Here is a 24,553-nt window from a genome sequence, read left to right on the forward strand (position 1 = left end):
ACGGCGTGTCGGCCGAACGGGTATTGCCGGGCCGTGACCCGTTACTCGTCGTGGGTGCGGAGGAAACGGACGGAACGGTCAGCGGCGGCGGGCCCGGGTCATGCCGGGGTGCCGGGCCGCCAGGTGCAGGTACTCCAGGGCGTCGAGTACGACCGTGCGGTCGTACCACTCCAGCCAGCGCCCGACCTGACGGCCGGTGTACTCGAGCGTCTGGAGCTGGGCGGGGTGGAGCTCGTCGATGGGGCGGTCGAAGTGGGCCGAGACCATGCCCAGGCACCGGTCGCCGGTGACCAGCGGCACGCTGTGGCAGGACCGGCTGCCCGCGTGCAGGATCGTCCGGCGGGCGCCCTCGCTGAACACCGGGGCGGTGGCGACGTCGCGGACGGTCACCTGCGCCATGTCCTTGGCGGCCTGGGCGCAGGACGTGCCGTCCGGGCCGACGAAGTCGAAGTAGGTGACGAAGTCGTCGCCGAGACCGGTGTGCTTCTCCATCCACAGGCCGCCCGTGGCGTGGTCGCCGAGCTGGACGTTGCCCATGTCGGTGCCGGCGACGGCCAGCGTCTGCGACAGGACGGTGGACAGCACGGCGCCCCGGTGGGCGTGGGCGGCGTCGCCGATGCCCAGGGCGTCGAGCGCCGGTGCCGGGTGCCGGACGCGGCCGGGGAACCAGCGGTCCGCCCGCTCGTCGGGGCGCTCCAGCCGGACCACGGCTTCGGCGAGGGTGCGCACCCTGACGTTGAAGCGCTGTGAGGAGAGCTGCATCAGGGCGAAGGCGGCCTCGGCGTCCTCCAGCCGGTACCGCTCCCTGAGGATGCCCTGCGCCTCCGCGATCAGGGGGCGGTTGCGGGCGCGGGCCTGGAGGTGACGGACCTGTTCGCGCAGGCGCGCCAGCTCCGCCAGGGTCCCGTCCGCCTCGAGCGCACCGGCGTCGAACGTATCGGTCATGGGGCGCACCTGCCCACGACCGGGGACGTCACACCCCTCCGGGTGCGCAATCGGCCCACTGCACGGTCCGGTCGCACCAGCGTTCCAGGAGCACGCGGTCGTGGCCGACGGCGAGGAGTCCGGCCCCGTGCTCGCGGCGGTACGTCTCGACGGCGGCGACCAGGGCGGCGGTGGTCGAGGCGTCGAGCATCGCGGTCATCTCGTCGCAGACCAGCCAGCGGGGGCGCAGGCTCAGGGCGCGGGCGAGGCAGGCGCGCTGCAGCTGGCCGTCACTGACCTCGTGCGGGCGCCGGCCGAGGAGGTCGTCGGTGAGGCCGACCGTCGCGGCCAGTTCAGGTGTCCGCGTCTCGGCCTCGTCCCGGCGGCCGGTCGCCCGCAGCGGCTCGGCGATCAGGTCGCGCAGCCGCAGGCGCGGGTCGGCGGACAGGCGGGGCTGCTGGAACACGACGCCGATGGCGGTACGCAGCTCCCGGGGCGCGCGGTGGCGCCAGCCGCGCACCTGCCGGCCGTCCACGACGACCCGGCCCGCGTCCGGCCGGTGCAGCAGGGCGGCGACCCGCGCGAGGGTGGACTTGCCGCAGCCGCTGGGGCCGAGCAGCCCGACGGCCTCGCCGGGCCCGACGGTCAGGGAGGCGCCGCGGAAGACGGGGGTGCGGGGGTCGTACCCGGCGGTGATGGCGTCCAGTTCAAGCACGGACCGTCTCCTCGCTGTGGTGGCAGGCGACGCCGTCCTCGAAGCGCGGCACGGCCCCGCAGGTGTCGTCCGCGCGGTCGCAGCGCGCGGCGAAGGCGCAGCCGTCCGGGAGGGCGCCCAGTTCGGGCGGCATGCCCGGGATGGGGGTGAAGTCGCGTTCCGGTAGGGCGGCGAGCAGACCGCGGGCGTAGGGGTGGCGGGGCCCGGGGTCGCCGAAGAACCGGTCGGCCCGGGACAGCTCGACGATCCGGCCCGCGTACATCACGGCGACGCGGTCGGCGATCCGCTCGGCGGCCGCCAGGTCGTGGGTGATCATCAGCAGGGCGCGGCCGTCGTCGGCGTGGCGGCGCAGTTCGTCGACGGTGCGGTCGACGAGGTCGCGGTCGAGGCCGGTGGTCGGCTCGTCGGCGAGGAGCAGCGGGGCGTCGCCGATGAGGGCGAGGGCGGTGGCGGCGCGCTGCGCCTGGCCGCCGGACAGCTCGTGCGGGTAGTGGTCCAGCAGGGCGGGCGGGAAGGCGGCGCGTTCGGCCGCGGCCACCGCTGCGGCGCGCAGGGCCGCCCGGGGGGTGGTGGTCAGCTCGCGGAGGGTTTCCTCGAGCTGGGCCCGGACGGTGCGTACGGGGGTGAGGTGGGCGGCGGGCGACTGCGGGACCAGGCCGACGCGCCGGCCCCGTACGGTGCGCGCCAGGGTGCGCTCGCCGGCGGTGAGCAGGTCGATGCCGTCGATCGTCGCCGTACCGGCGGTCTGGGCGTTGCCGGGCAGGAGCCCGAGGAGCGCGGAGGCGAGGACGGACTTGCCGCAGCCGCTCTCGCCGACGAGGGCGAGGCACTCCCCCGCCACCAGGTCGAAGCTCGCCCCGCTGACGGCGGCGACGTGCCGGCCGCCGCGCATCCGGAAGCGTACGGACAGGTCGCGTACGGAGAGGACGGGCGGATCGGGAGTCACAGCATCAGCTCCGATCGGCGGCGGGGGTTGATCCGTTCCCGCCAGGCGCCGGCGAGCCCGGCGATGGCCAGCGTGGGGATGATCAGAAACAGGCCCGGGAAGAGCGTCGGCCACCAGTCGCCGGCCAGCAGGGAACCGCGGGCCGACTGGACCAGGTTGCCGAGGCTCGCCTGGTGGGCGGGGAGCCCCAGGCCGAGGAAGGACAGCGCCGACTCGTGCCACATGGCGTGCGGCACCATGAGCACGGCGGCGAGGCCGGCCTGCGGCAGCACCGCCGGCAGCAGGTGGCGGACCGTCACCCGCCACCGGGAGGCCCCGCCGGAGACGGCCGCGTCGATGTACGGGCGCGAGCGCAGCGACAGCACCTCGGAGCGGACGATCCGCGCCGTGGACAGCCAGTGGGTGAGCGCGACGGACACGATCACCGGCCAGACGCCGGGGCGGAACATGGCCACGATGAAGATGCCGAGCAGCAGGTGCGGCACGGACGAGAAGGTGTCGACGAGCCGCATGACGAGCCGGTCGGTCCAGCCGCCGAAGGCCGCCGCGGCGGCGCCGACGGCCGTCCCGATGACGGTGGCGACGAGCGCCGCGACCAGGCCGACGAGGAGCGAGACGCGCAGGCCGTAGACGCAGCGCAGCAGCAGGTCGCGGCCGACGTCGTCGGTCCCGAAGGGGTGCTGCCAGGAGGGCGGCAGGAGTTTTCGCGACAGGTCGACGGCCTGCTGGTCGAGCTGGACCAGCGGCGGTACGAGCAGCACGGCGAGGGCGACGGCCGCGACGATCACGGCGGACACGGAGACCCGGACGGTGCGCGTCGAGCGGCGGGTGCGCCCGTGGGAGCGCCAGGCGAGGTCAGCCATCGAAGCCCACTCTGGGGTCGGCGAGTCCGTACAGCAGGTCGGACAGCAGGTTGCCGAGCAGCACGGCGGCGGTGGCGAGCACGGTCAGCGCAGCGAGCAGCGGGAAGTCGACGGAGGTCGCGGCCTGCACGGTGGCGGCGGCGATGCCGGGCCAGCTGAACACGGTCTCCACGAGCAGGGCGCCGGTGATGAGTTCGGGCACGCGCGAGCCGATGAGCGTGAGCATCGGCAGCATGCCGGACCGCAGGGCGTGGCCGAGGAGGACGGTGCGTTCGTTCAGGCCACGCGCGCGTGCGCCGCGTACCGGGTCCTCGTCGAGCGCGTCGGCGACGCCCTGGCGGACGTACAGGAAGAACCAGGGCAGTTGGGAGACGCCGAGGACGAGCGCGGGGAGCACCAGGTGCGAGGCGACCTGGGCGAAGGTGACCGTCTCGCTGGCCGTGTCGGTGAGCCCGCCGGCCGGCAGGACGCCCAGCTCCAGGGCGAAGAACCAGATGGCGAGCAGCCCGAGCCAGAAGGCGGGGGCGGCCTCCAGGGTGTACGCGGCTGAGCTGACGGACCGGTCGAGCCAGCCGCCCCGGCGGCGGGCGGCCAGGACGCCCAGTGCCGTGCCGAGCAGGATGGCGACGGCGAAGGCGGTGGCGGCGAGCAGCGCCGACCAGCCGATGCGTTCGGCGATGACGTCGGCGACGGGCTGGCGCATGACGCTGGAGTCGCCGAGGTCGCCGGTGAGGGCGGAGGTCAGCCAGGTCCACCAGCGCTCGGCGAGCGGCTGGTCGACGCCGAGGTTGGCGCGCAGCTGGTCGAGGTTCTCCTGGGAGGCGGTGAGCCCGGCGGTGCCGGCGTACGCCTTGACGGGGTCGAACGGGCTGGCCGCGGCGACGGCGAAGACCGCGAAGGTCACCACCAGGAGGACGGGGACGGCGAACAGGGCCCGCCGTCCCGCCATCCTGGCCATCGGCACCCACGGGAGCGGGCGGCCGGTCTTCCGGGGTGCCGCAGGTGGCGCCGGGCTCACCGGCGTCACGGGCGTCGCGGGCGTCACTTCTTGGGAACCCAGTTCTCGACGTTCCACCAGGGGCCGGAGGCCAGGCCGTGGTCGTGCGGCTCGACCTGGGTGGACAGGCCCGTCCAGGCGTCGTTCACGACGTACACGTGGTCGATGTGGGTGAGGAAGGTGTAGCCGGGGTTCTTGGACAGTTCCCGCTGGACGGTGTCGTAGGCGGCCTTGCGGGCGGCCTTGTCGTTGGTCCGGCGGCCCGTTTCGAGGGCCTTGTCGACGGCCGGGTTGTCGTACCAGCCCATGTTGTTGAAGCCGTCGCCGCCGAGGGAGGACTTCAGCAGCAGGTACTGGTCGAAGTCGGGATCGCCGGGTGAGCCGCCGCCCGCGAGGACCGCGTCCTGCTTCATGCGCGGTTCGATGACCTCCCAGGTGCCGGCCTGGGTCCTGACGTCGATGCCGGCCTTCTTGGCGTCGGAGGCGTAGGCGAGGGCGTGGTCCTGGCGGAGCTTGTCGCCGGAGAGGTACCAGAGGGGGAAGGTGGCGCGGACGCCGTCCTTGACGCGGATGCCGTCGGGGCCGGGCTTCCAGCCGGCGGCGTCCAGGACCTTCTTGGCCGCGGCGAGGTCGTGCGGGCGCTCGGTGCCCTTGGTGAACCACTCGCTGCCGGTGGGGACCGGGCCGTAGGCGGGTTTGCCGGCGCCTTCGAGGATCTTGTCGACCATGGTCCGGCGGTCGACGGCGACGTCGAGGGCGCGGCGGATCGCGGTGTCGCCGGTGACCTTGTTGTGGGTCGGGAGGGTCACCAGGCGGTAGTCGTAGGTGGTGGCCTCGTAGGTCTTCTTCCCGCTCTCGCCCTTGAAGCCCTTGGCGAGGTTCGGCGGGAGGATCGCGCCGTCGAGGTCGCCGGAGCGCAGCCGGGTGGCGCGGACGTCGTCGTCCTTGATGATCGCCATGGTGAACTTCTTCACCTTGGGCGCGCCGCCCCAGTAGTCCGGGTTGGCCGTGAAGCTGAGCTTCTCGCCCTTGGACCAGCCGGTCAGGACGTACGGTCCGGTGCCGACGGGCTTGGTGGTGAAGGGGCCGCTGTTGACGTCCTGGCGGGCCGCGACGTGCTCGGGGGCGATGCCGAGGACGGTGCGCTCGGCGAAGGCCGCGTAGGGGTACTTCAGGGTGAAGACGACGGTGTGGTCACCTGTCGCCTTGACGTCCTTGAGGGCGTCGAGCTCGCTCTTGGAGGCGTTGTTCGTCTGCTTGTCGAGGATGGTGCGGTAGGTGAAGACGACGTCCTTGGCCGAGAAGGGCTTGCCGTCGCTGAACTTCACGCCCTCGCGGAGCTGGTAGGTGTACGTCAGTCCGTCGGGGCTGACCTTCGGCAGCGCGACGGCGAGGGCGGGCCTCAGCTCCATGTCGCCGTCGAAGGCGAGCAGTCCGTCGAAGATCTTGGAGTTGCCGTCCTTGCCGTAGCCGAGGAGCGGGCTGAGCGACTCGGGCTCGTACGCGATGCCGACGACCGCGCTGTCCCCGGCCGCGGCGCCCTTGCCGTCGGAGCCGGGGGCCGAGCAGGCCGCCGCGGTGATGGCCAGGGCTCCGGCCAGCGTGGCGGCGGCCATGCCGCGTATGGATCGGGCGGTCATGGTTCCACACCCCTCGTGACTGGTGAAGATCAACTGCTGTTGCGACTGATTCGCAATTGACGCGTCGCCATTAAACAGCATGTAGAAGGGTGGGTTCCTCTTGCGGTCCTTACCCGGCGGCCACCGGGCCGGGCAGATCCACGAGGCGGGCCAGGTCGTCCTTGTGCGACCCCGCCGACCCCAGGGCGATCTGGTCCGCTTTCGCCCGCTTCAGATAGAGGTGAGAGGGGTGCTCCCAGGTCATCCCGATGCCGCCGTGGAGCTGGACGCACTCCTCGGCGGCGTGCACCGCGACGCGCGAGCAGTAGACCTGGGCGACCGCCACCGCGAGCGGCGCCTCGGGGCTGCCGGAGGCGAGTGCCGCGGCCGCGTTCCGGGCGACGGCACGGGCGTTGACCACCTCCAGCCACAGCTGCGCCATGCGGTGCTTGAGCGCCTGGAAGGAGCCGACCGGCCGGTTGAACTGGTGGCGCTCGCGGGTGTGGCGGACCGTCTCCTCCAGACACCACTCGGCCAGCCCGAGCTGCTCGGAGGCGAGCAGTCCGGCGCCGGCGAGCAGTCCGCGGCGCACCGCCTCGCGGGCGGTGGCGGGGCCGGCGAGGCGGGTGCCGCCGCCGTCGGCGGTCACGGTGGCGAGCGGGCGGGTCAGGTCCAGCGGGGTCCGCGGTGCGATCGTGGCGCCGGCCGGGTCGACCGCGTACAGCCCGTCGGGGCGCACCACCAGCAGCACGTCGGCGTGGACGGCGTCGGCCACCCCGGTGACCGGGCCGGTGGTGGCCGGCTCGTGTCCGGGCCCGGCGGACAGCGGGACGGCCAGGACCGCGACCTTGCGCCCGGCGGCCAGCTCGCCGATCAGGTCGCCGGCCGGGTCACCGGCCACGTCGCCGGCCCGGGCCGCGAGCAGCGTCTCGGTCGCGACGACGGAGCTGGTGAGGTACGGGACCGGAGTCACGGCGCGCCCGAGCTCCTCCAGCACCACGGCGGCCTCCCGGTGGGAGGCGCCCTGGCCGCCGAGCTTCTCGGGGACGAGCAGCCCGGCCGCGCCGATGCCGGCGGCGAGCGCGGTCCACAGGGCCGGGTCGTGGCGTCCGTCGCCCTCCACGCGGCCCGGCAGTTCCGCGGGGGCGGCGCGGTCGGCGAGCAGGGAGCGCACGGCGGCGCGCAGGTCGCCCTCGGCCTCGGAGTACAGCAGGTCCGGCTGGTCGGGCAGGTCCGTCATCGCGTCAGGTCCTTCCATGCGACGTCCTTGTCGTTGCGCGGCTCGGGGGGCAGGCCCAGGACGCGTTCCGCGACGATGTTCAGCAGCACTTCGCTGGTACCGCCCTCGATGGAGTTGCCTTTGGAGCGGAGGTAGCGGTAGCCGGCGTCGCGGCCGGTGAAGTCGACGAGTTCGGGGCGGCGCATCGTCCAGTCGTCGTACAGCAGCCCGTCCTCGCCGAGGAGTTCCACCTCCAGGCCGCTGATCTCCTGGTTGAGGCGGGCGAAGGCGAGCTTCATGCCGCTGCCCTCGGGTCCGGGCCGGCCCGCGACGAGCTGCTGGCGGAGCCGCTCGCCGGTGAGCCGGGCGACCTCTGCGTCCACCCACAGGTCGAGCAGGCGCTGGTGGAGGTCGTGGGTGCGCAGGGAGGGGCGTTCGCGCCAGGTCCGGGAGACGGGCCCGATCATGCCGCCCTCGCGCGGGATGCGCATACCGCCGATGGACACCCGCTCGTTCATGAGGGTGGTCTGGGCGACCTTCCAGCCGTCGCCGACCTCGCCGAGCCGGTGGGCGTCGGGGATGCGCACGCCGGTGAGGAAGACCTCGTTGAACTCGGCCTCCCCGGTGATCTGGCGCAGCGGGCGCACCTCGACGCCGGGGTCGGTCATGTCGCACAGGAAGTAGGTGATGCCCCGGTGCTTGGGCAGCCCGGGGTCGGTGCGGGCGACGAGGATGGCCCAGCGGGCGACGTGGGCGCTGGACGTCCACACCTTCTGGCCGTTGACGACCCAGGTGTCGCCGTCCCGGACGGCCCGGGTGCCGAGGGCCGCGAGGTCGGAGCCGGCGCCCGGTTCGCTGAACAGCTGGCACCAGACCTCCTCCCCCACCCACAGGGGGCGCAGGAAGCGCTCCTTCTGCTCCTCGGTGCCGTACGCGAGGATCGTCGGGGCCGCCATGCCGAGGCCGATGCCGATGCGACGCGGGTCGTTGTCGGGGGCTCCGGCGGCCGCCAGCTCGGCGTCGACGACCACCTGGAGCGAGCGGGGGGCGTCGAGCCCGCCGAGGCCGGCCGGGTAGTGCACCCAGGCCAGGCCGGCGTCGAAGCGGGCCTTCAGGAAGTCGGTGCGGCCGGTGGTGGCGGGCGGGTGGGCCTTCAGCAACTCTTGTGCGCGGGCCCGCAGTTCGGCGGCGTCGGTCACTTCCCGGCTCCTTCCGGTACGACGACCAGGCGGCCGGTGGTCGTGCCGTCGGCGACGCGCTGGACGGCGGCCGCGGCGTCCTGGAAGGGGACGCGCTCGCTGATCAGCGGCTTGATCAGCCCCTTGGTGGCGTACGCGGTCAGCGTGTCGTGGCAGCGGCGGATCGCCCCGGGGTCCCGCTGGTTGTACAGGCCCCAGTGCAGGCCCACGATCGAGTAGTTCTTGACCAGGGCGTGGTTGAGGGCGGGGGAAGGGATGTCGCCGCTGGCGAAGCCCACGACCACGATCCGCCCCTCGAAGGCGACGCACTTGGCGGACTTGGCGTACGCGTCGCCGCCGACCGGGTCGTAGACGACGTCGGCGCCCCGGCCCCCGGTCGCCTCCTTCACGGCCGCGACGATGTCGTCGGTACGCCGGTCGATGACGACGTCGCAGCCGAGCCCGCGCGCGACGGCGGCCTTCTCCGCGCCGCCGACGACGCCGATGACCGTGGCCCCGGCGGCCTTGCCGAGCTGGACGGCCGCGCTGCCGACGCCGCCCGCCGCGGCGTGGACGAGGAGCGTCTCGCCCTCCCTCAGCCCCGCCCTGCGGTGCAGTCCGAACCAGCCGGTCTGGTAGCCGATGTGCAGGGCGGCGGCCTCGGCGTCGTCGAGGGCCTCGGGCGCCGGCAGGACCGCCGCCTCGTCGGCGACGACGTACTCGGCCAGCCCTCCGTGCGGCAGGGCGGGCGTGGCGATCACGCGCCTGCCGTCCTCGGTCAGGCCGCAGACCTCCACGCCCGGGGTGAAGGGCAGCGGCGGCCGCACCTGGTAGTGGCCCCGGCACAGCAGCGCGTCGGGGAAGTTGATGTTCGCCGCCCGGACCTCCAGCAGGAGCTGTCCGGCACCGGGAGCGGGCCGGTCCACCTCTTCGCGCCGCATCACCTCGCCCGGCTCGCCGTTCCGGTGTACTCGCCATGCCTGCATCGAGGGCCTCCACAAGAGTCGGGCAGTACCGCGCCGGGCCGCGCCCGTCCGCGGCCGGGACACACTGAGGGGCATACTAAGCGGTCGCTTGCCCCGAGGGAACAGCTCCCGGACATCCGGGCGCGCTGCCGGACCGCCCGCCCCACCGGTTGAACATCGCCCCACCCGTATCCGTATGCATCGGCGGTCCGCACTCCCCCGTGCGGGTCTTCCTCGGGCAGGGAGGGCAGTTCCATGGCCGGCGACATCACCACGCTTTTCCGGGCGTCCACCGCGCACAGCCCCTCGATCGCCATGCTCGGGCGGGCGGCCGGCGGGGGCGCGGGCGGGGCACCCGGCCGGATCACGGACTTCTGCATCCCGTGCAACCCGTACTTCCCCACACCGGGGATGTTCGAGCAGCTCGGCGGACGTCTCAGAGAGATCCTCACGTACTACCCGAGCAGCGCGGACGCCATCACCGCCGAGCTGTGCCAGACGCTCGGCCTCAACCCGCAGACCGTCGCCATGGGCAACGGCTCCACCGAGCTGATCACCTGGATCGACCACCTGCTCGTCCGGGAATCGCTGGCCGTGCCCGTGCCGACGTTCGGCCGGTGGACCGACCAGCCCATGGAGACGGGCAAGCGCGTCGACATGATGTTGCTGCCCGAGGCGCACGGCTTCCGACTCGACCCGGACGCGTTCGTGCGGTTCGTCCGGGCCCGGCGCTCCCGCACGGCGGTCATCTGCAACCCCAACAACCCGGACGGCGGACTGCTGACCAAGGACCAGGTCCTCGACCTGTGCGACTCCCTCCAGGACCTGGACCTGGTGGTGGTCGACGAGTCGTTCCTCGAGTTCTCCGACGCGGCGGCCGCCACCAGCATCGTCGAGGAGGCGGTGCTGCGGCCGCACGTGGTGGTGCTGCGCAGCCTGGGCAAGAACTTCGGTCTGCACGGCGTGCGCTTCGGGTACCTGGTCGCCAACCCGGCGCTGGCCGGGCGGATCCGCTCGATGCTGCCGAAGTGGAACCTCAACTCCTTCGCGGAGGCGGTGGTGTTCATGCTCCGGGAGCACCGCGCCGAGTACGAGGAGAGCCTGCACCGCTCCCGCCGCGACCGGCAGGAGATGACCGCTCTGCTCTCGGCGCTGCCCGGCCTCACCGTCTACCCCTCGCAGGGCAACTTCCTGTACGTACGGCTGCCGGTGGGCGTGGACGGGGTGACGCTGCGGGACCGGCTGCTGACCGAGCACGCGGTGCTGGTGCGCGAGTGCGGCAACAAGGTGGGCAGCTCCAGCCGCTTCCTGCGGCTGGTCGTCCGTCCGGCGCAGGAGGTGCGGCAGCTGATCTCCGCGCTGGAACAGGTCCTGTACGGCGGCCCCGCGCAGCCGGCCCCGGCGCCCGCCCCCATGCTGGCCCCGATGCCGGCGCCCGCGCCCGTGCCGGCGCCCATGCCGGTGTCTGCGCCCATGCCGGCGTCGGTTCCCATGCCGGTTCCGGCACAGGTGAGGACGGGGACACCGGTGAGGGCGGGGACACCGGTGGCGGGGCCGCCGCTGGGGCTGCAACTCGTACCGGCGTCGGCGCAGGCCCTCGCACCGGTTCCGGCAGTAACACCGGCAACACCGGCAGTGGCACCCGCGCCGGGGGCCGCCGCGGTACCGGGCGCGGGGCCCATGGCGATGGCCAGGGGATACACCTCCTCCGGCACCGCGGCCGTCGACCGGCTCGTCAGCGGCTGAAGACCTCGAAGGTCACGGCCGGGCGGCCGCCGAACCGCGCGGCCGCCGCGTCGGTGTGGGAGGCGAGGAAGGTACGGCAGTACTCCTCGGGGTGCTGGTCGGTCAGCGCCTCGATGTAGGCGCGGTGCTCCAGCAGCGACCGCACGGCGCGCTCCATGCCGGGCCCGGCGTCCACCGCGTGCGTCGGCGAGGCCGAACCCGCGACGGCCACCCAGCGCACCCCGTCCCAGGGTTCGAGGCCCTGCTCGGTCAACTCGGGGAAGATCCAGCGGTTTCCGGCGTCACCCGCCGCGTCCAGCGTCGCGCGGCCGACGGCGACGTGATCGGGGGTGTTCCAGTAGACCCCGCCCCAGGTGTCCCGGTGGTTGAGCGTGATGACGAGTTCGGGGCGGTGGCGCCGGATCGCGGCCGCGATGTCACGGCGCAGGGCGGGACCGTACTCGATCACCCCGTCCTCGTGGTCGAGGAACTCCACCTCCGACACACCGACGACCGCGGCGCTCGCCCGCTGCTCCCGCTCGCGCAGGGGGCCGCAGGTGGCGGGGTCGATGGTGTCGATGCCCGCCTCGCCACGGGTCGCGAGGGTGTAGACCACTTCCCGGCCGCCGTCGGTCCAGGAGGCGATGGCGGCGGCGCACCCGTACTCGAGGTCGTCGGGGTGGGCGACGACGGCGAGCGCCCGCCGCCAGTCCTCGGGCATCGGCCGGAGCTGGTCGTTTCCTTGATCGGTCATGGCGGCAGGATACGGTCGCGCCGCGCCACGCGCGCGTGCCCGCGACGACCGGCCCACGCCGCCCGGCGCGTTGGCGCTCTCGTACGGCAGGCCCGCGGACCGTGGGTGAACGGCCGGACCACCCCGCCGGCGTGGCGCCGGTCCGGGCGGACGGCATACTGACCGACCGGGCGCGATCACTTCCGACATGCGAGGAGCAGTCATGGCTGACCAGATCGCCACGGAGAAGACGACCTTCAGGCCGGTCTTCGAGGTGGGATCGGCCTTCACGGAACAGGCGGCCGGGATCGAGGCACGGTTCCAGCACGCGATCGCCCCGGCGACGGTGGACTTCGACTTCGGCGAGATCAGCCGGGCGGCGAACGGGATCCCCGACAGCACGACGGTGAAGATCATCCGCGGCTGGGGCCTCCAGGAGACCGCCCCGGTCAGCGTCATGGTCCTCTCCCTCAGGGAGGCCGTACGCCAGGCCCTGCCCCAGCCGTTCACGAACCCGGCCTTCTGGGACCAGGCCGAACGGGCCCTGACCGACGTCTTCGTGGGGCTGTACGAGCAGCGCGGCACCCACCTCTCCTTCTACCGGGAGGAGCCGGACAGCACCGGCTACTACTACAACCTGCTGTTCGCCCTCCAGGACGAGGAGACCGGAGGCTCCGTCCACGCCGTCGCCTTCTGCGCCAACGTGACGGTCGCCCTGGGCCCGGACGCCGTCCGCACGCTCACCCTCGAGGACACGGCCCAGTACACGATCCGCCTCAACGCCATCACCGTGCGGCGGACGCCGCCCACCACCGCCTGACACGGCGGCCAGGCACCGCTCGTGCGGCCGCCCCCGGGACGCCGTGCGCGGCGCACGCTCCCGGGGGCGGCCGCCGGGCACGCCCTTCCCGGCGTCCTCGCGGTCACCTCCTGGTGTCGGCGAACCAGGCGAACCCGTCACCCTCCCGCGTATAGGCGTCGAAACCGGCGACCGGTGCCGCGCCGGTGGTGTTCGGCGGCAGCACCTCGACGCGTACGGTGCCGGACGTGCGCTGCTGGGCGACGAACTCGTCGATCTGCGTCCGGCAGGCGTGGTCCAGATGGGTCAGGGCCCTGAGGTCGATACGGATGCGGGGCGCCCCCGCCTCCACGAGCGCGCCGAGCGCCTCCAGGGCCTCCAGCAGCTGCGGGAGCCGGACGAAGGTGGCGCTGCCCGTGATGGCGAGGGTCGCGGTGTGCCCGTCGGTCGTCTGCCGCAGCGTCGTCCGTGACATGCGCAGCACGGCCAGCAGGGTGGCCGCCGCCAGGCCGATCAGTACGCCTTCGAGCAGCGCCGTACCGAAGATGGCGAGGGTGGTGACCCCCATGACGACCGCTTCGCCACGGTCCTGCCGCCACAACAGCCGGAACTGTTCCGGGGCGAACAGCTTCCACCCGCTGTGCACCAGGACGCCGGCGAGGACGGTGATGGGGACGAGGGCGAGCAGGCCCGGCAGGAGGAGGGCGAACGCGAGCAGCCACAGGCCGTGCAGGGTGCGCGAGAGCCTGGTGCGGGCGCCCGCCTGGACGTTGGAGGAGCTGCGGGCCACGACGGCCGTCACGGGAAGGGCGCCCAGGACGCCGCAGACGGTGTTGCCGACGCCCTGGGAGAACAACTCGGTGTTGTAGCGGGTGCGCGGCCCGGTGTGCATGCGGTCCACCGCGGCGGCGGTGAACAGGCTCTCGGCCGACGCGATCACGGTGAACGTGACGATGGTGGTGAGGACCGCCGGGTCGGCGAGCCCCGCGAGTTCCGCGGAACCGGGCAGGTGGACCGAGCCCAGCAGGTCGCCGACCTGAAGGGTGTTGATGTCGACACCGGGCAGTGCGGCGACCCCCATGCCCAGGACGACCGCGACGAGCGCCGCCGGTGCCCGGCCGGCCGGGTGCGGCACCTTCTTCCAGACGAAGCCGAGGACCACGGTCACGGTGCCGAGCGCGGCCGCGACGAGGGCGTCGGAGTCGCCGAACGTGGCGGCGACCAGCCCCGGCAGGCCCAGCAGGTTCTCCACCGGTGTGCCCGGTGCCTTCGCGTCGGCCACCACGTAGGCCTGACCGATCATCAGGGGCAGGCCGATGCCCGCGAGCATGCCCTGGACCACGGCGACCGAGATGGCCTGGAACATGCGCCCCAGCCGGATGAGCGCGAGGGCGATCTGCAGCAGGCCGGTGACCAGGACGATGATCCCGAGCATCGCCAGGCCGTGCTCCGTCACCGCCTGCGCGACCAGGGCGGCGAGGCCCGCGGCGGGGCCGCTCACCTGGAGCGTGCTGCCGCGCATCAGGCCCACCACGAGGCCGCCCACGATGCCGGAGACGATGCCCAGTTCGGCCGGTGCGCCGGAGGCGACGGCGATGCCGATGCAGAGCGGCAGGGCGACCAGGAAGACCACGAACGAGGCGGTGATCTCCGTACCGAGGTGGGCACCGCGCAGTTCGGCCCGCAGGCTCCGGCCCGCGGCCGGTGCCGCCTGCGGTGCGGGAGGTACGGAGGGGGCAGTGGGAGTGTCGGGGCGGGCGGCGTGGCGGGCGCGCCGGCGCGGCGGGGACGGGGTCGGGAACGGAGACGGAGACGGGGACGGGGACGGCATGCGGGGGGCTCCTTGCGGGGGGTACTCCCGGTGGAGGTACTCCGTGTGGGGGGGGAATCGTGCCGGGCGGCGGGGCCGGCGGCGGGCGGGGCGCGGCGGTTCAGTGGGACGTGAACGACCCGTCCTCGTCCAGTTCGTGGAGCACGCCGGTGTCGACGCGGTAGTACCAGCCGTGGAGGCGCAGCTCGTCGTCGTCCAGGAGCCGCCGTACGACGGGGTACGTGCCCAGCGTCGCCAACTGGTGGACGACGTTCAGCTGGACCAGCCGTTCGAGGGAGCCGGGGTGCTGGGCGACCCGGGACACCAGGGCGGGGCGGACGAGCGAGAGCCAGGCGTCGACACCGGGGAGGAGCGAGAGGTCACTGCCCTCGGCGAGGGCGCTCATCGCGCCGCAGTGGGAGTGGCCGCAGATGACGATGTCACGGATGCCGAGCACCTCGAGGGCGTACTCGATGGTCGCCACCTCGCCCGACACGTCGGCCGCCCAGCGCGGCGGAACGATGTTGCCGGCGTTGCGCAGTTCGAAGATCTCACCCGGGCGCGCCCCGGTGATGAGCGACGGTACGACCCGGGAGTCCGAGCAGCTGATGACGAGTGCCTGCGGCGACTGCCCGGCGGCGAGGCGCCGGTAGGTGTCCCCCGCGTCGGCGACCTGCCGGTGGAAGGAACGGGCGTGGTCGAGAAGGGCCTGCATGGTCCGACCTCCTGGGCGTGGGTCGTCACGCTCCAGCACATGGGCTGCGTCACGGTGGCTCCGGACGTGCGGACGACGGTGCCGACGACCCTAGGAAGGCGGTTTCCAGGCGTGGGACAGCGTTCGGTTAAGAGGAGTCCAACGGAGGCCCAGGTTTTCGCCGCGCGAGCCCCGGGCGGGCGGTGCGGTGTGATCAATCGCTCGAACGGCCCGGACGGCGTATGCGGAGGCCAGTCCTGTTGTACGGTGCGAAATCCGAACACACGCTCCGGAACCGGCAGTTGGTACGACATCCGGTGCCGTGCGGCGCGGTGTTCCGGGGTGAACCGGAAGGAGGGGGCGACTCGTGCGTGTGCTGCTCGTCGAGGACGACGACACGATTGCCGAACCGCTGGCGGAAGGGCTCTCCCGGTACGGGCTGGCGGTGGAGCGGGTGGCGACGGGGGGCGCCGCGCTCGCCGGGCCGCTCGGGGACATCGTGCTCCTGGACCTGGGGCTGCCGGACATGGACGGGATCGACGTGTGCCGCGGGATCCGGCAGGTCTCCGACGTACCGGTCATCATGCTCACCGCACGCGGTGAGGAGGCGGACCGGGTGGTCGGCCTGGAGATGGGTGCCGACGACTACCTGGCGAAGCCCTTCAGCATGCGGGAGTTGATCGCCCGCATCCGCGCCGTGACCCGCCGCACCCACGCCGCCTCGGGCCGTACGGCCCCTGCCGGACACCCCGGCCACGCGAGCGGTACCGGCCACGCGAGCGGCACCGACCGCCCGGACGGCCCGCGGCGCCTGGGCGCGCTGGTGGTGGACCGGCGCACCCGCCAGGCGTGGGTCGGCGACGCGCAGGTGGCGCTGACGCCCAAGGAGTTCGACCTGCTGGCGCTGCTGGCCGACGACCCGGGTGCGGTGTACTCGCGCCAGCAGATCCTCGACGAGGTGTGGGACCCGCACTTCCACGGCCCCACCAAGACCCTCGACGTCCATGTGGCGGCGCTGCGGCGCAAACTGGGCGACCCCTGCTGGATCCACACGGTACGAGGGGTCGGGTTCCGCCTCGTCGTCCCGGCGTCCCACGGCTGACGCCGGACGGCCACCGTGACCCGACGTCTGCTCCTGAGCCACCTCACGGTGGCGCTGCTCGTCCTGTTGTGCCTGGAGGTGCCGTTGGGCATCTTCTACAGCCGTGCCGAGCAACAGCACGCCACCCGGGCCGCCGGTGACGAGGCGGAGTCCCTCGCGGCCTTCGCGGCCGTCTCGCTCGAGGGCCGGCGCACGGCCGCCCTGCGCTCCCGGGTGGCGCACTGCGCGGAACGCGTCGGCGGGGACGTCTTCGTCTTCGGCCCGGAAGGCCGCCTCATGGCCTCGTCCCGGCCCCTGACGCCCACGGAGGCCCGGGAGATGGCCGGGCGCCGGGAGGTGCGGTCGGCGTTGCGCGGGCGTGCCGCGGTCGACCTGCGCGAGGGGACGGCGGGCGGCGGGGTACGGGTGCCGGCCGCCGCCGCTCCGGTGCCGCTGGGCCCGGACCGCTTCGGGGCGGTCCGCGTGGTCCTGCCCGCCGACATGGTGCACCGGCGGATCCACGGCGTGTGGCTGACGCTGGCCGTCGTGGGGCTGGTCGCGCTGGTAGCCGTCGCGGGCGTGGCGTTCTGGCTGGCCCGCTGGACGAGCCGGCCCGTCCTGGAGCTGGAGCGGGCGACGGCCCGCCTCGCCGAGGGGGACCTGTCGGTGCGGGCGACCCTCGCCACGTCGACCGGCCCGCCCGAGGTCCGGAGGCTGGCGGTCACCTTCAACGAGACCGCCGCGCGCCTGGAGCACCTGCTCGCCTCCCAACGCGCCTTCGCGGGTGAGGCGTCCCACCAGCTGAAGACGCCGCTGGCGGCGCTCCGGCTGCGCCTGGACAACCTCGAACCGGACGTGGCCGACCACGCGAGGGGCGGCCTGGCCGCGGCGATGACCGAGACGGAACGGCTGGCCCGCATGGTCGAGGGGCTGCTGGCGATGGCGCGGCTGGACGAGAAGGCGGTCATGCGCGTGCCGGTCGACCTCGACCGCGTGGCCCTGGACCGTGTGCAGACCTGGGCACCCGTGTTCGAGGAGCGGGGCTGCCGGCTGGCGCTCGGTGTCGAGCACGCCGGGCAGGCCCTCGCCGTGCCGGGGGCCGTGGAGCAGATCCTGGACAACCTGCTGTCCAACGCCCTGCGGGTGTCGCCGTCCGGTTCCGTGGTGCTCCTGGACCGCCGGCTCCCCCGCCCGGCACGCCGCTCGCCCCGCGACCACCGTGCTCCCTGGGCCGAGTTGCACGTCGTCGACGAAGGCCCCGGGATGCCCCCCGAGCACCGCGAGCGGGCCTTCGACCGGTTCTGGCGCGCCCCCGGTTCCACCGAGGGCGGCAGCGGTCTGGGCCTGCCGCTGGTGCAGCGCCTGGCGGTGGCGAGCGGCGGTCACGTGGTGCTGGAGGAAGCCGCGCGGGGCGGTATCGACGCCGTCGTACGGCTGCCCTCGATCCCGTCGCGCGGCGGGCCGGGGCACCCCTCGGCGCGGGCCGAGTCCCGGGCCGAGTCGCTGCTCCCGTGGCCGGCCCGAAGGACCGTCCACACGCCTCGCAGGCCGGCCCCGTCAGTCCGCCGCCCGTGAGCCGTCGGGCAGGTGGACGACGATCAGGGCGACCGCCGCCAGGACGACGTAACGCAACGCCGAGTCAAGGCCGTTCCAGTCGGCGGACTGCCACATGGCGAACCACTCTCCCCCGATCCCGAAGAAGCCGGCCCCGAACAGCAGCAGGACCATCACCAGCCCGGTGCTGCTCGCCCGGCGGGCCCGCCCGTGGCTTCCGCCCCGCAGGCCCGCCACCCACAGCCAGGTGGCGAGCACCAGGACGGCCGCGGTGAGCACCTCCCAGACGATGATGGCGAGGTACGCCGCGTTCTGGAGCGCCGGTGAGGTGACCGCCCGCCACATCAGGTCGGGGTCCTTGAACGTGGTGTCCATGGCCAGGACGTGCTGGACGAACTGCTGATTGGTCCCGAAGTCGGTGATGTTGCCGAAGGCCACGAGGACCATGGACAGGGCGACGGTGGCGGTCAGGGCCGCCGCGGCGGCGGACACGGTGCCCAGCCGCTGGAGCCCGTCCCGCGGTGCCCGGGTTTCCTGGGTGTTGCCTGCCATGCGAATCCCCCTCGTCGGCCGTGGGTTGCGGGGCAACCTCTCGGCGTATTTTCTCATCATCCCCGGTGCGACAGGTCAACACGGCAGTGGGGAACGGACGATGGAGCAGCGGGCGGTACCGGCGAGCGGCACACGAGCGGAATCCGGCGGCGGTACGAGCCGTCGTCGCCTCCTTGGCGCCGGCGCCGCCGCCGCCGTCTCCGGGGCGGTGCTCACGGGCTTCGCGACGAGCCGGGCGTCCGGAGCGGGAACGGCGGGTGCCGTGGGCGGGCCGGCGGCCAGGGCGCCGAAGCCGCCCCGGGCGGCGGACTGGGCGGCGCTGGCCAAGGGGCTGGACGGGTCGCTGGTCCGCCCCGGCGACCGTGACTACGACGTGGCCCGCACCCTGTTCAACCCCCGGTTCGACGCCGTGCGCCCGGCCGGGGTCGCCTACTGCGCCCGGCCCGAGGACGTACGGGGCTGCCTGGAGTTCGCCCGCCGGCACGGCGTACCGGTCGCGGTGCGCAGCGGCGGCCACAGCTACGCGGGCTGGTCGTCCGGGCCGGGGCTGATCGTCGACGTGCAGCGGATGGCGTCCGTGTCGCTGACGGGCGGCACCGCGACGGTCGGGGCGGGGGCGAAACTCATCGACGTCTACGACCGGTTGACCGCGCGGGGCCGGACCGTGCCGGCCGGGTCGTGCCCCACCGTGGGGGTCGCCGGGCTGGCGCTCGGCGGCGGCATCGGCGTCGTCAGCCGGGCGTACGGGCTGACCAGCGACAGCCTGACGGGGGCCAGGATCGTGACGGCCGACGGCCGGGTACGGGACGTCGACGCCAAGCGGGACCCCGACCTGTTCTGGGCGCTGCGGGGCGGTGGCAACGCGCAGTTCGGGGTGGTGACCGACCTGCGGTTCCGTACGCACGCGGCGCCCGAGTGCACCACGTTCTTCCTCAGCTGGCCCTGGTCGCGTGCGGCCGCGGTGGTCCGGGAGTGGCAGCGCTGGGCGCCCACCGCGCCGGACGGCATCTGGGCGAACCTCCACCTGGCGGCCCCGGTCGGCGGGCGGCCCGGTTCGGTGCGGGTCGGAGGACTTGCCCTGACGGGCCGGCGCGACCTGGAGAACCGGCTCGACCGGCTGGCGTCCGCCGTCGGCGCGGCCCCCCGCTCGGAGTCGATCCGCACCCGTCCCTTCATGGACGCCATGAAGGTGATGGGCGGGGTGTCGGGCTGGACGATCGCGCAGGCGCACCAGAAGGGGTCCCTGCCCGGCCGTACGCCGCAGGGCAAGGTGGCGCGCGAGTCGTACACCGCGCGCTCCGACTTCTACACGAGGCCCATTCCGGCCGACGGCGTCAAGGCTCTGATCTCCCGGGTGGAACGGCTCGCGAAGCTCAGCGGCGGCGGTGCGGGGAGCATCGCCCTGGACGCGATGGGCGGCGCGGTGAACCGGGTACGGGCGGCCGACACGGCGTTCGTGCACCGGGACGCGCTGTTCCTGGCGCAGTACATCGTGTCCTGGCCCGACCGGGCGCCCGCGGCGACGGTCGCCCGGCACCGGGCGTGGCTGGACGGCACGTACGACGTGATGCGGCCGTGGGCGAGCGGCCAGGCGTACCAGAACTACACGGACCCGGCGTTGCGGGACTGGCGCCGGGCGTACTTCGGCGCGAACGCCGGCCGTCTGGCGAAGGTGAAGGCGGCCTACGACCCGGGGCGTCTGTTCCGTCACGGCCACGCCTTCTGAGCCCCGGTTCACCGGTTCGTCCGTCCCCCGGGGGCGGATGTCGGTGGGCGGTGTCACGCTACTGCCGTACGCCCGGCATGACACCGTTCGCGCGAATCGAGGCACCGTCGTGATCACCACTGACTTCGTTCCCGGCTCCCCCTGCTGGCTCGACCTCGGCTCGCCCGACGTCCCGGCGGCCGTCGACTTCTACGGCTCGGTGTTCGGCTGGGCGTTCGAGCCGATGGACTCCGACGAGGGCGAGTACGGCGCGTTCAAGCTGGACGGCAAGACGGTCGCGGGTCTCGGGAAGCTCACCGAGGAGGGCGCCCGCTCGGCCTGGATGATCTACTTCCACACGTCCGACGCCGACGCCACCACCGAGGCGGTGCGGCGGGAGGGCGGCGCCGTGCGGGTTTCGCCGATGGACGCGGGCGGCGAGGGCCGGATGGCGCAGTACACCGACCCCCAGGGCGGGCAGTTCGCCGTCTGGCAGCCCGGGTCGCACAAGGGCGTGGAGGTGGTGGACGGCGTGGGCAGTCTCGGCTGGATCGAGCTGTACACGCCGGACGCGGCCGCCGCCAAGGCCTTCTACGGCAACCTGTTCGGCTGGGAGACCCAGGACATGCCCCTGCCGGGCGACGGGGGTACGTACTCGCTCATCACCCCGCCCGGGCTACCCCAGGAGCGCATGCACGGCGGGCTGATGCAGCTGCCGGCGGAGGCGCTCACGGCCACCGGCGGCCGGGCCTACTGGCACCCCGTCTTCGGCTCCGCCGACTGCGACGCGACGGTCGCCAAGGTCCGGGAGAAGGGCGGCACCGTCCAGATGGGTCCCGACGACGCCCCGGACGTGGGCCGTCTCGCGGTCTGTGCCGACCCGGCCGGTGCGGACTTCGTGGTCCTCACCCCCGTCGAGGGCTGAGGCGCCGACCAGCACGCGCGCGACGGGGCGGGCGATAAATCGGTCGGTGTTTCCGCACGGATTTGCGACACTGCGCGGATGGACGACGTGGAGCGTTTCCGGGCGGCGGCGGTCGCCTGGGCCGCGGGCGGGGACGACGCCCCGGAGGCGGCGGCCGCGGCCCGCGAACTGGCCGTGAGGACCCGGCCGAAGAAGGTGGTGCTCGTCGAGGGCCCCAGCGACCGGGTCGCGCTGGAGGCCCTGGCCGCGCGCCTGGGGCGGGACCTCGACGCGGAGGGGTTCCCGGTCGTGCCGCTCGGCGGCGTGACGAGCATCGGCCGCTTCCTGGAGGTGCTCGGGCCGCGGGGGCTCGGCCTGGGCCTCGCGGGGATGTGCGACGCCGCGGAGGAGCACTGGTTCCAGCGGGGGCTGGAGCGGGCGGGGTTGGGCAGCGGCCTCGGCCGTGCCGGGATGGAGCTGCGCGGCTTCCACGTGTGCGACGCCGACCTGGAGGACGAGCTGATACGGGCGATGGGCGCCGACGCGGTCCGGGAGGTCATCGTCGCCGCGGGCGAGTGGCGCGCGTTCCGCACCTTCCAGAACCAGCCCGCGCAGCGGGAGCGCGGCGTCGAGCGGCAGCTGCACCGCTTCATGGGCACCCACAGCGGGCGGAAGTCGCAGTACGCCCGGCTGCTCGTCGAGCGGCTGGACCCGGGACGCGTCCCCGCACCGCTGACCCGGCTGCTCGCACACGCCGCGGCCTGACCGGGCCCCGGGATACGCACCGCGGAGGATGTGCCGCCGCCGGGCCTCCCCCTACGGTGCTCAACAGGTGGCGCGGCACGGGGAGGCAGCCGGATGATCGAGGAATCCTGGACGGACCACTGGACGGACCGTGAGGCGGACGGAGGGCTGACCGGCTTACCCCGGTCACCGGACCGCTCGCCCTCCGCGCACCCTGGCGGAGAGGAGCGGGACACCGGGCTCACCCGCCTCCAGGACCGCCGCGGAGGCGTGGACGCCCCGTTCCCCGCCGCGGCCTTCCCCGCCCTCGCGTGCTGAACCCCGGCACCCGGTGCGCCGTTTCCCGCCGGACCGCCCCTCGTTGATCTTCGTGTGCCGGAGCTTCGTGTGCCGGAGTTTCGTGTGCCGGCACGACACGGAGGGGCGGACGTGCGGAGTCGCTGGGCGGTGGTGTGGGCGCTGTGCGGGGTGGTGGCCCTCGTGCAGACGCTGGTCTGGGGCGGGCTGGGCAGTGCGGTCATCGCGACCGGCAGTTCGGTCCTGTCGACGGTCGTCACCCTCTTCGGCGTCCTGTCCGTCTGGGCGTGGCGCCGCGGCTCCCGCCGGGGGCGTTCCCGTACGGAACAGCTCACCGAGGCACAGGAGGCGCTGGCGCTCATGGTCACGCGCCAGTGGCGCGACGAGGCACGGCTGCGGCAGTTGTTCGACGTGGCGCCGCTCCCGGTGCTCTGGTCGGACGCCCGGCCGGCCGGGCTCGGCGCCGTGCCGCGGTCGATCGGCGGGACGGTCGTCTGCCGGGCGGACCGGCTGGACGAGCCGGCGGCGGTGTTCCGCCGGCTGGACCGCCGCCGGCTGGTGGTGCTGGGCGGCGCGGGTTCCGGCAAGTCCACCTTCGCGGTGGTGCTCGCGCTGTCGCTGCTGGAGAACCGGGAGCCCGGCGAGCCGGTGCCGGTCCTGCTGTCCGCGGCCTCCTTCGACCCGCGCGGGGGTGTCCGCGACTGGCTGCGCCGCCGGATCGCCGCGGAGTACCCGGCCCTGACCGACGCGGACGCCTACGGACCCAGCGCGATCGAGGACCTGCTGACGGGGCACCGGGTGCTGCCCGTCATCGACGGCCTGGACGAGCTTCCGCCGGCCGCCCGCACGAAGGCCCTGGAGGCGCTGAACGACACGTACGACACCTTCGCCCCCCTGGTCGTCACCTGCCGCACCGAGGCCTACGTCGCCGCGGTGCCGGCCGCCGGCCCCCTGGCCGGGGCGGCCGTGGTCGAACCGGCCCCGGTGGACGCGGTGGAGGCCGTCGAACTGCTGCGGGCGGCCCGGCCGTCGTCCTGGGACGGGGTGGCCGACGCGGTGGCCCGCGACCCCCGTGGCCCGCTCGCCGAGGCCCTGACCAGCCCTCTGATGGTGGCCCTCGCCCGGACGGTGTACGCCGACGCGGCCGCCGACCCCGCGGAACTCCGGGGGTGCAGGACGCGGCAGGCGGTCGAGGACCACCTGCTGGACGCCCTCGTCCCCGCCGTGTACGCCCGCGCCCGGCGCCAGGACCCGGGCGCGGACCGGCCGTGGAGCCCGGAGAGCGCCCACCGCCACCTCGCGTACCTCGCCGCCGCCATGGAACGCGGGCGGGTGTACGACCTGGCGTGGTGGCGGCTCCACGGGTGGGTCCCGCCCCTGTCCCGCACCTGGGCGCGCGCCGCCCTGTGGACGTGCGTGCTGCTCGGCCTCACGCTGCTGGGGTACGCGGTGAGCGGCGGCGTACCGGGGCTGCCCGCGCGGGATCGTGACGCGGCGTTCGGATACGCGCTCGGTGTGGCCGTCGCCCTGCCGTGCGTCTGCGGGGTCGCGGCGTGGTGGGCGGGCCGCCGGGACGCCGCGGGAGCGCACGGGGCGCCCGGCATCGTGCTGACGGCGGCGTGCGGCGGCGCGGCCTTCGCGGTTCCCGATGTGGCACTCGGCCGGGTGGACCAGGAACCCCACTGGTACGTGGTCGGTTGCGTCGCCGTGGTGGGGTTCGCCTTCCTGCTGGTCTTCCGTACGGCGGGTCTTCCCGTGCCGCCCCGGCTGCCGAGCCGTGGCGCGCTCACCACCCGGCACTGGCGGCAGCGGTTGCCCCGGGCGGTGGCGGTGTTCGCCGGCACCACCGTCCTCACCGGTGCCGCCCTGCGGCTGTACGCCCTGGTGGTGCTGGAGCGGGGGGCGTCGTCCGGAGCCCCTGGTGCGCCCGGCGCGCCCGGGCAGCCGGCGGCGGAGCTCCCGTGGTCGTCCGGGCTGACCATGGGCGCCGTTCTCGGGGCGGTGCAGGCCGTGCTCCACTGGGTGCGTTCCACGACGAGCACGGACGACCCCATCACCCCGGCCTCCGCCGTGCGCGCCGACCGGCTCGTCACCCTGGTCGGCGCCGGACTCGGAGCGCTCGTCGTCACGCTCCCCCTCGCCATCGTGGCGGTGCTGCGGGCGGGTTCCCCGGCCGGGGGCCGGGGGGCGGCCGACGTGCTGGTGACCGTGGTGGTCCTGCTCCTGGGCATGGGGCCGACCGGGCTGGTGCTGGCGCTGGCCGCCTCCTCGTGGCCGCACTACACCGTCGCGCGCCTGGTGCCGGCGGCCCGGGGCCGGCTCCCGTGGCGGCTCCAGGCCTTCCTGGCCGACGCCCACCGCCTGGGCGTCCTGCGGCAGACCGGCCCGGTGTACCAGTTCCGGCACGCCCGGCTCCAGCAGCGCATGGCCCGGCACGGCACGCCGCCGCGGCAGCGGACCGCCGCCGAGCGGTCCGCGGTGCCGTTCCACCGGTGAACGTACGCCCGGGGCCGTTGACTCGGTCACGGC

22 protein-coding genes are annotated in these 24,553 nt (G+C 74.1%); 9 read left to right on the forward strand and 13 right to left on the reverse strand.

What is annotated here, in order from left to right; genetic code table 11:
- Nucleotides 1-78 precede the first annotated feature (78 nt).
- The 9 genes from EIZ62_RS02020 to EIZ62_RS02060 form a co-directional block, all read right to left on the reverse strand.
- Complete coding sequence (locus tag EIZ62_RS02020; protein ID WP_156690985.1) at nt 79-945, reverse strand: GAF and ANTAR domain-containing protein; 867 nt, start codon at nt 943-945, stop codon at nt 79-81.
- 28 nt (nt 946-973) lie between these two features.
- Nucleotides 974-1,639: an ABC transporter ATP-binding protein gene (locus EIZ62_RS02025; protein WP_156690986.1), complete on the reverse strand. Its 666-nt coding sequence runs from the start codon at nt 1,637-1,639 to the stop codon at nt 974-976.
- Entirely contained in the window at nt 1,632-2,531 is a 900-nt protein-coding gene (locus EIZ62_RS02030; RefSeq protein ID WP_156696156.1) for an ABC transporter ATP-binding protein, read from the reverse strand. Before EIZ62_RS02030 ends, EIZ62_RS02025 begins: the two co-directional genes overlap by 8 nt.
- Nucleotides 2,532-2,581: 50 nt before the next feature.
- On the reverse strand, nt 2,582-3,448 hold the full coding sequence (locus EIZ62_RS02035) for an ABC transporter permease (protein WP_156690987.1): 867 nt from the start codon (nt 3,446-3,448) through the stop codon (nt 2,582-2,584).
- Nucleotides 3,441-4,406 carry an ABC transporter permease gene (locus EIZ62_RS02040; protein WP_156690988.1) on the reverse strand — a complete coding sequence of 322 codons (966 nt, stop codon included), beginning with the start codon at nt 4,404-4,406 and terminating at the stop codon, nt 3,441-3,443. Before EIZ62_RS02040 ends, EIZ62_RS02035 begins: the two co-directional genes overlap by 8 nt.
- 83 nt (nt 4,407-4,489) lie before the next feature.
- Entirely contained in the window at nt 4,490-6,085 is a 1,596-nt protein-coding gene (locus tag EIZ62_RS02045) for an ABC transporter substrate-binding protein (RefSeq protein ID WP_156690989.1), read from the reverse strand.
- Nucleotides 6,086-6,194: 109 nt separating this feature from the next.
- Complete coding sequence (locus tag EIZ62_RS02050; RefSeq protein WP_244375374.1) at nt 6,195-7,322, reverse strand: acyl-CoA dehydrogenase family protein; 1,128 nt, start codon at nt 7,320-7,322, stop codon at nt 6,195-6,197.
- Nucleotides 7,301-8,482 carry an acyl-CoA dehydrogenase family protein gene (locus EIZ62_RS02055; protein WP_156690990.1) on the reverse strand — a complete coding sequence of 394 codons (1,182 nt, stop codon included), beginning with the start codon at nt 8,480-8,482 and terminating at the stop codon, nt 7,301-7,303. Before EIZ62_RS02055 ends, EIZ62_RS02050 begins: the two co-directional genes overlap by 22 nt.
- Nucleotides 8,479-9,447, reverse strand: coding sequence for an NADPH:quinone oxidoreductase family protein (locus EIZ62_RS02060; RefSeq protein WP_156690991.1), 969 nt, complete (start codon nt 9,445-9,447; stop codon nt 8,479-8,481). Before EIZ62_RS02060 ends, EIZ62_RS02055 begins: the two co-directional genes overlap by 4 nt.
- Nucleotides 9,448-9,681: 234 nt before the next feature.
- Here EIZ62_RS02060 and EIZ62_RS02065 point away from each other — a divergent pair, with 234 nt between their 5' ends.
- Entirely contained in the window at nt 9,682-11,172 is a 1,491-nt protein-coding gene (locus EIZ62_RS02065) for a pyridoxal phosphate-dependent aminotransferase (protein WP_156690992.1), read from the forward strand.
- Here the strand turns inward: EIZ62_RS02065 and EIZ62_RS02070 are convergent.
- Nucleotides 11,162-11,905 (reverse strand): PIG-L deacetylase family protein, encoded by a 744-nt coding sequence (locus EIZ62_RS02070; protein WP_156690993.1) that lies wholly within the window; start codon nt 11,903-11,905, stop codon nt 11,162-11,164. The two genes, EIZ62_RS02065 and EIZ62_RS02070, sit on opposite strands and share 11 nt — an antisense overlap.
- Before the next feature lie 202 nt (nt 11,906-12,107).
- Between EIZ62_RS02070 and EIZ62_RS02075 the strand changes: the two genes are divergently transcribed.
- Nucleotides 12,108-12,704 (forward strand): Type-2Aa cytolytic delta-endotoxin, encoded by a 597-nt coding sequence (locus EIZ62_RS02075; protein WP_156690994.1) that lies wholly within the window; start codon nt 12,108-12,110, stop codon nt 12,702-12,704.
- 103 nt (nt 12,705-12,807) lie between these two features.
- Here EIZ62_RS02075 and EIZ62_RS02080 read toward each other — a convergent pair whose 3' ends face one another.
- Nucleotides 12,808-14,514, reverse strand: a complete 1,707-nt coding sequence (locus EIZ62_RS02080) for a SulP family inorganic anion transporter (protein WP_156690995.1) — start codon at nt 14,512-14,514, stop codon at nt 12,808-12,810.
- A 100-nt stretch (nt 14,515-14,614) separates the two neighbouring features.
- Complete coding sequence (locus EIZ62_RS02085) at nt 14,615-15,208, reverse strand: carbonic anhydrase (RefSeq protein ID WP_156690996.1); 594 nt, start codon at nt 15,206-15,208, stop codon at nt 14,615-14,617.
- A 352-nt stretch (nt 15,209-15,560) separates the two neighbouring features.
- On the opposite strand from EIZ62_RS02085, the gene EIZ62_RS02090 reads away from it, so the two are divergent.
- Together EIZ62_RS02090 and EIZ62_RS02095 are read left to right on the forward strand one after the other, a co-directional pair.
- On the forward strand, nt 15,561-16,289 hold the full coding sequence (locus EIZ62_RS02090) for a response regulator transcription factor (RefSeq protein ID WP_167536463.1): 729 nt from the start codon (nt 15,561-15,563) through the stop codon (nt 16,287-16,289).
- Nucleotides 16,290-16,304: 15 nt separating this feature from the next.
- On the forward strand, nt 16,305-17,843 hold the full coding sequence (locus EIZ62_RS02095) for a sensor histidine kinase (protein WP_156690998.1): 1,539 nt from the start codon (nt 16,305-16,307) through the stop codon (nt 17,841-17,843).
- Here the strand turns inward: EIZ62_RS02095 and EIZ62_RS02100 are convergent.
- The gene (locus EIZ62_RS02100; protein ID WP_156690999.1) at nt 17,826-18,374 is read right to left on the reverse strand and encodes a DUF2165 domain-containing protein; all 549 of its coding nucleotides are present in this window, start codon (nt 18,372-18,374) and stop codon (nt 17,826-17,828) included. The two genes, EIZ62_RS02095 and EIZ62_RS02100, sit on opposite strands and share 18 nt — an antisense overlap.
- 100 nt (nt 18,375-18,474) lie before the next feature.
- Here EIZ62_RS02100 and EIZ62_RS02105 point away from each other — a divergent pair, with 100 nt between their 5' ends.
- The 5 genes from EIZ62_RS02105 to EIZ62_RS02125 all read left to right on the forward strand — a co-directional run bounded on the left by EIZ62_RS02105 (nt 18,475) and on the right by EIZ62_RS02125 (nt 24,520).
- Nucleotides 18,475-20,100, forward strand: a complete 1,626-nt coding sequence (locus EIZ62_RS02105) for an FAD-binding oxidoreductase (RefSeq protein ID WP_156691000.1) — start codon at nt 18,475-18,477, stop codon at nt 20,098-20,100.
- Between the two features lie 109 nt (nt 20,101-20,209).
- Complete coding sequence (locus EIZ62_RS02110) at nt 20,210-21,004, forward strand: VOC family protein (RefSeq protein ID WP_156691001.1); 795 nt, start codon at nt 20,210-20,212, stop codon at nt 21,002-21,004.
- 78 nt (nt 21,005-21,082) lie between these two features.
- A complete protein-coding gene (locus EIZ62_RS02115) occupies nt 21,083-21,748 on the forward strand; it encodes an ATP-dependent endonuclease (RefSeq protein WP_156691002.1) in 666 nt (221 codons plus the stop codon).
- Between the two features lie 93 nt (nt 21,749-21,841).
- Nucleotides 21,842-22,045: a hypothetical protein gene (locus tag EIZ62_RS02120; protein WP_156691003.1), complete on the forward strand. Its 204-nt coding sequence runs from the start codon at nt 21,842-21,844 to the stop codon at nt 22,043-22,045.
- Between the two features lie 111 nt (nt 22,046-22,156).
- Entirely contained in the window at nt 22,157-24,520 is a 2,364-nt protein-coding gene (locus EIZ62_RS02125) for an NACHT domain-containing protein (RefSeq protein ID WP_156691004.1), read from the forward strand.
- The last annotated feature ends 33 nt before the right edge of the window (nt 24,521-24,553 follow it).

This window comes from Streptomyces ficellus (genome assembly GCF_009739905.1).
Lineage (GTDB): Bacteria > Actinomycetota > Actinomycetes > Streptomycetales > Streptomycetaceae > Streptomyces > Streptomyces ficellus_A.

What these genes read in the sequence shown, in the direction of transcription:
- EIZ62_RS02020 (WP_156690985.1), bottom strand. Translation starts at nt 945, where the DNA reads ATGACCGATACGTTCGACGCCGGTGCGCTCGAGGCGGACGGGACCCTG.
- EIZ62_RS02030 (WP_156696156.1), bottom strand. Translation starts at nt 2,531, where the DNA reads ATGCGCGGCGGCCGGCACGTCGCCGCCGTCAGCGGGGCGAGCTTCGAC.
- EIZ62_RS02035 (WP_156690987.1), bottom strand. Translation starts at nt 3,448, where the DNA reads ATGGCTGACCTCGCCTGGCGCTCCCACGGGCGCACCCGCCGCTCGACG.
- EIZ62_RS02040 (WP_156690988.1), bottom strand. Translation starts at nt 4,406, where the DNA reads ATGGCCAGGATGGCGGGACGGCGGGCCCTGTTCGCCGTCCCCGTCCTC.
- EIZ62_RS02045 (WP_156690989.1), bottom strand. Translation starts at nt 6,085, where the DNA reads ATGACCGCCCGATCCATACGCGGCATGGCCGCCGCCACGCTGGCCGGA.
- EIZ62_RS02050 (WP_244375374.1), bottom strand. Translation starts at nt 7,322, where the DNA reads ATGGAAGGACCTGACGCGATGACGGACCTGCCCGACCAGCCGGACCTG.
- EIZ62_RS02060 (WP_156690991.1), bottom strand. Translation starts at nt 9,447, where the DNA reads ATGCAGGCATGGCGAGTACACCGGAACGGCGAGCCGGGCGAGGTGATG.
- EIZ62_RS02065 (WP_156690992.1), top strand. Translation starts at nt 9,682, where the DNA reads ATGGCCGGCGACATCACCACGCTTTTCCGGGCGTCCACCGCGCACAGC.
- EIZ62_RS02070 (WP_156690993.1), bottom strand. Translation starts at nt 11,905, where the DNA reads ATGACCGATCAAGGAAACGACCAGCTCCGGCCGATGCCCGAGGACTGG.
- EIZ62_RS02075 (WP_156690994.1), top strand. Translation starts at nt 12,108, where the DNA reads ATGGCTGACCAGATCGCCACGGAGAAGACGACCTTCAGGCCGGTCTTC.
- EIZ62_RS02080 (WP_156690995.1), bottom strand. Translation starts at nt 14,514, where the DNA reads ATGCCGTCCCCGTCCCCGTCTCCGTCTCCGTTCCCGACCCCGTCCCCG.
- EIZ62_RS02085 (WP_156690996.1), bottom strand. Translation starts at nt 15,208, where the DNA reads ATGCAGGCCCTTCTCGACCACGCCCGTTCCTTCCACCGGCAGGTCGCC.
- EIZ62_RS02100 (WP_156690999.1), bottom strand. Translation starts at nt 18,374, where the DNA reads ATGGCAGGCAACACCCAGGAAACCCGGGCACCGCGGGACGGGCTCCAG.
- EIZ62_RS02105 (WP_156691000.1), top strand. Translation starts at nt 18,475, where the DNA reads ATGGAGCAGCGGGCGGTACCGGCGAGCGGCACACGAGCGGAATCCGGC.
- EIZ62_RS02115 (WP_156691002.1), top strand. Translation starts at nt 21,083, where the DNA reads ATGGACGACGTGGAGCGTTTCCGGGCGGCGGCGGTCGCCTGGGCCGCG.
- EIZ62_RS02120 (WP_156691003.1), top strand. Translation starts at nt 21,842, where the DNA reads ATGATCGAGGAATCCTGGACGGACCACTGGACGGACCGTGAGGCGGAC.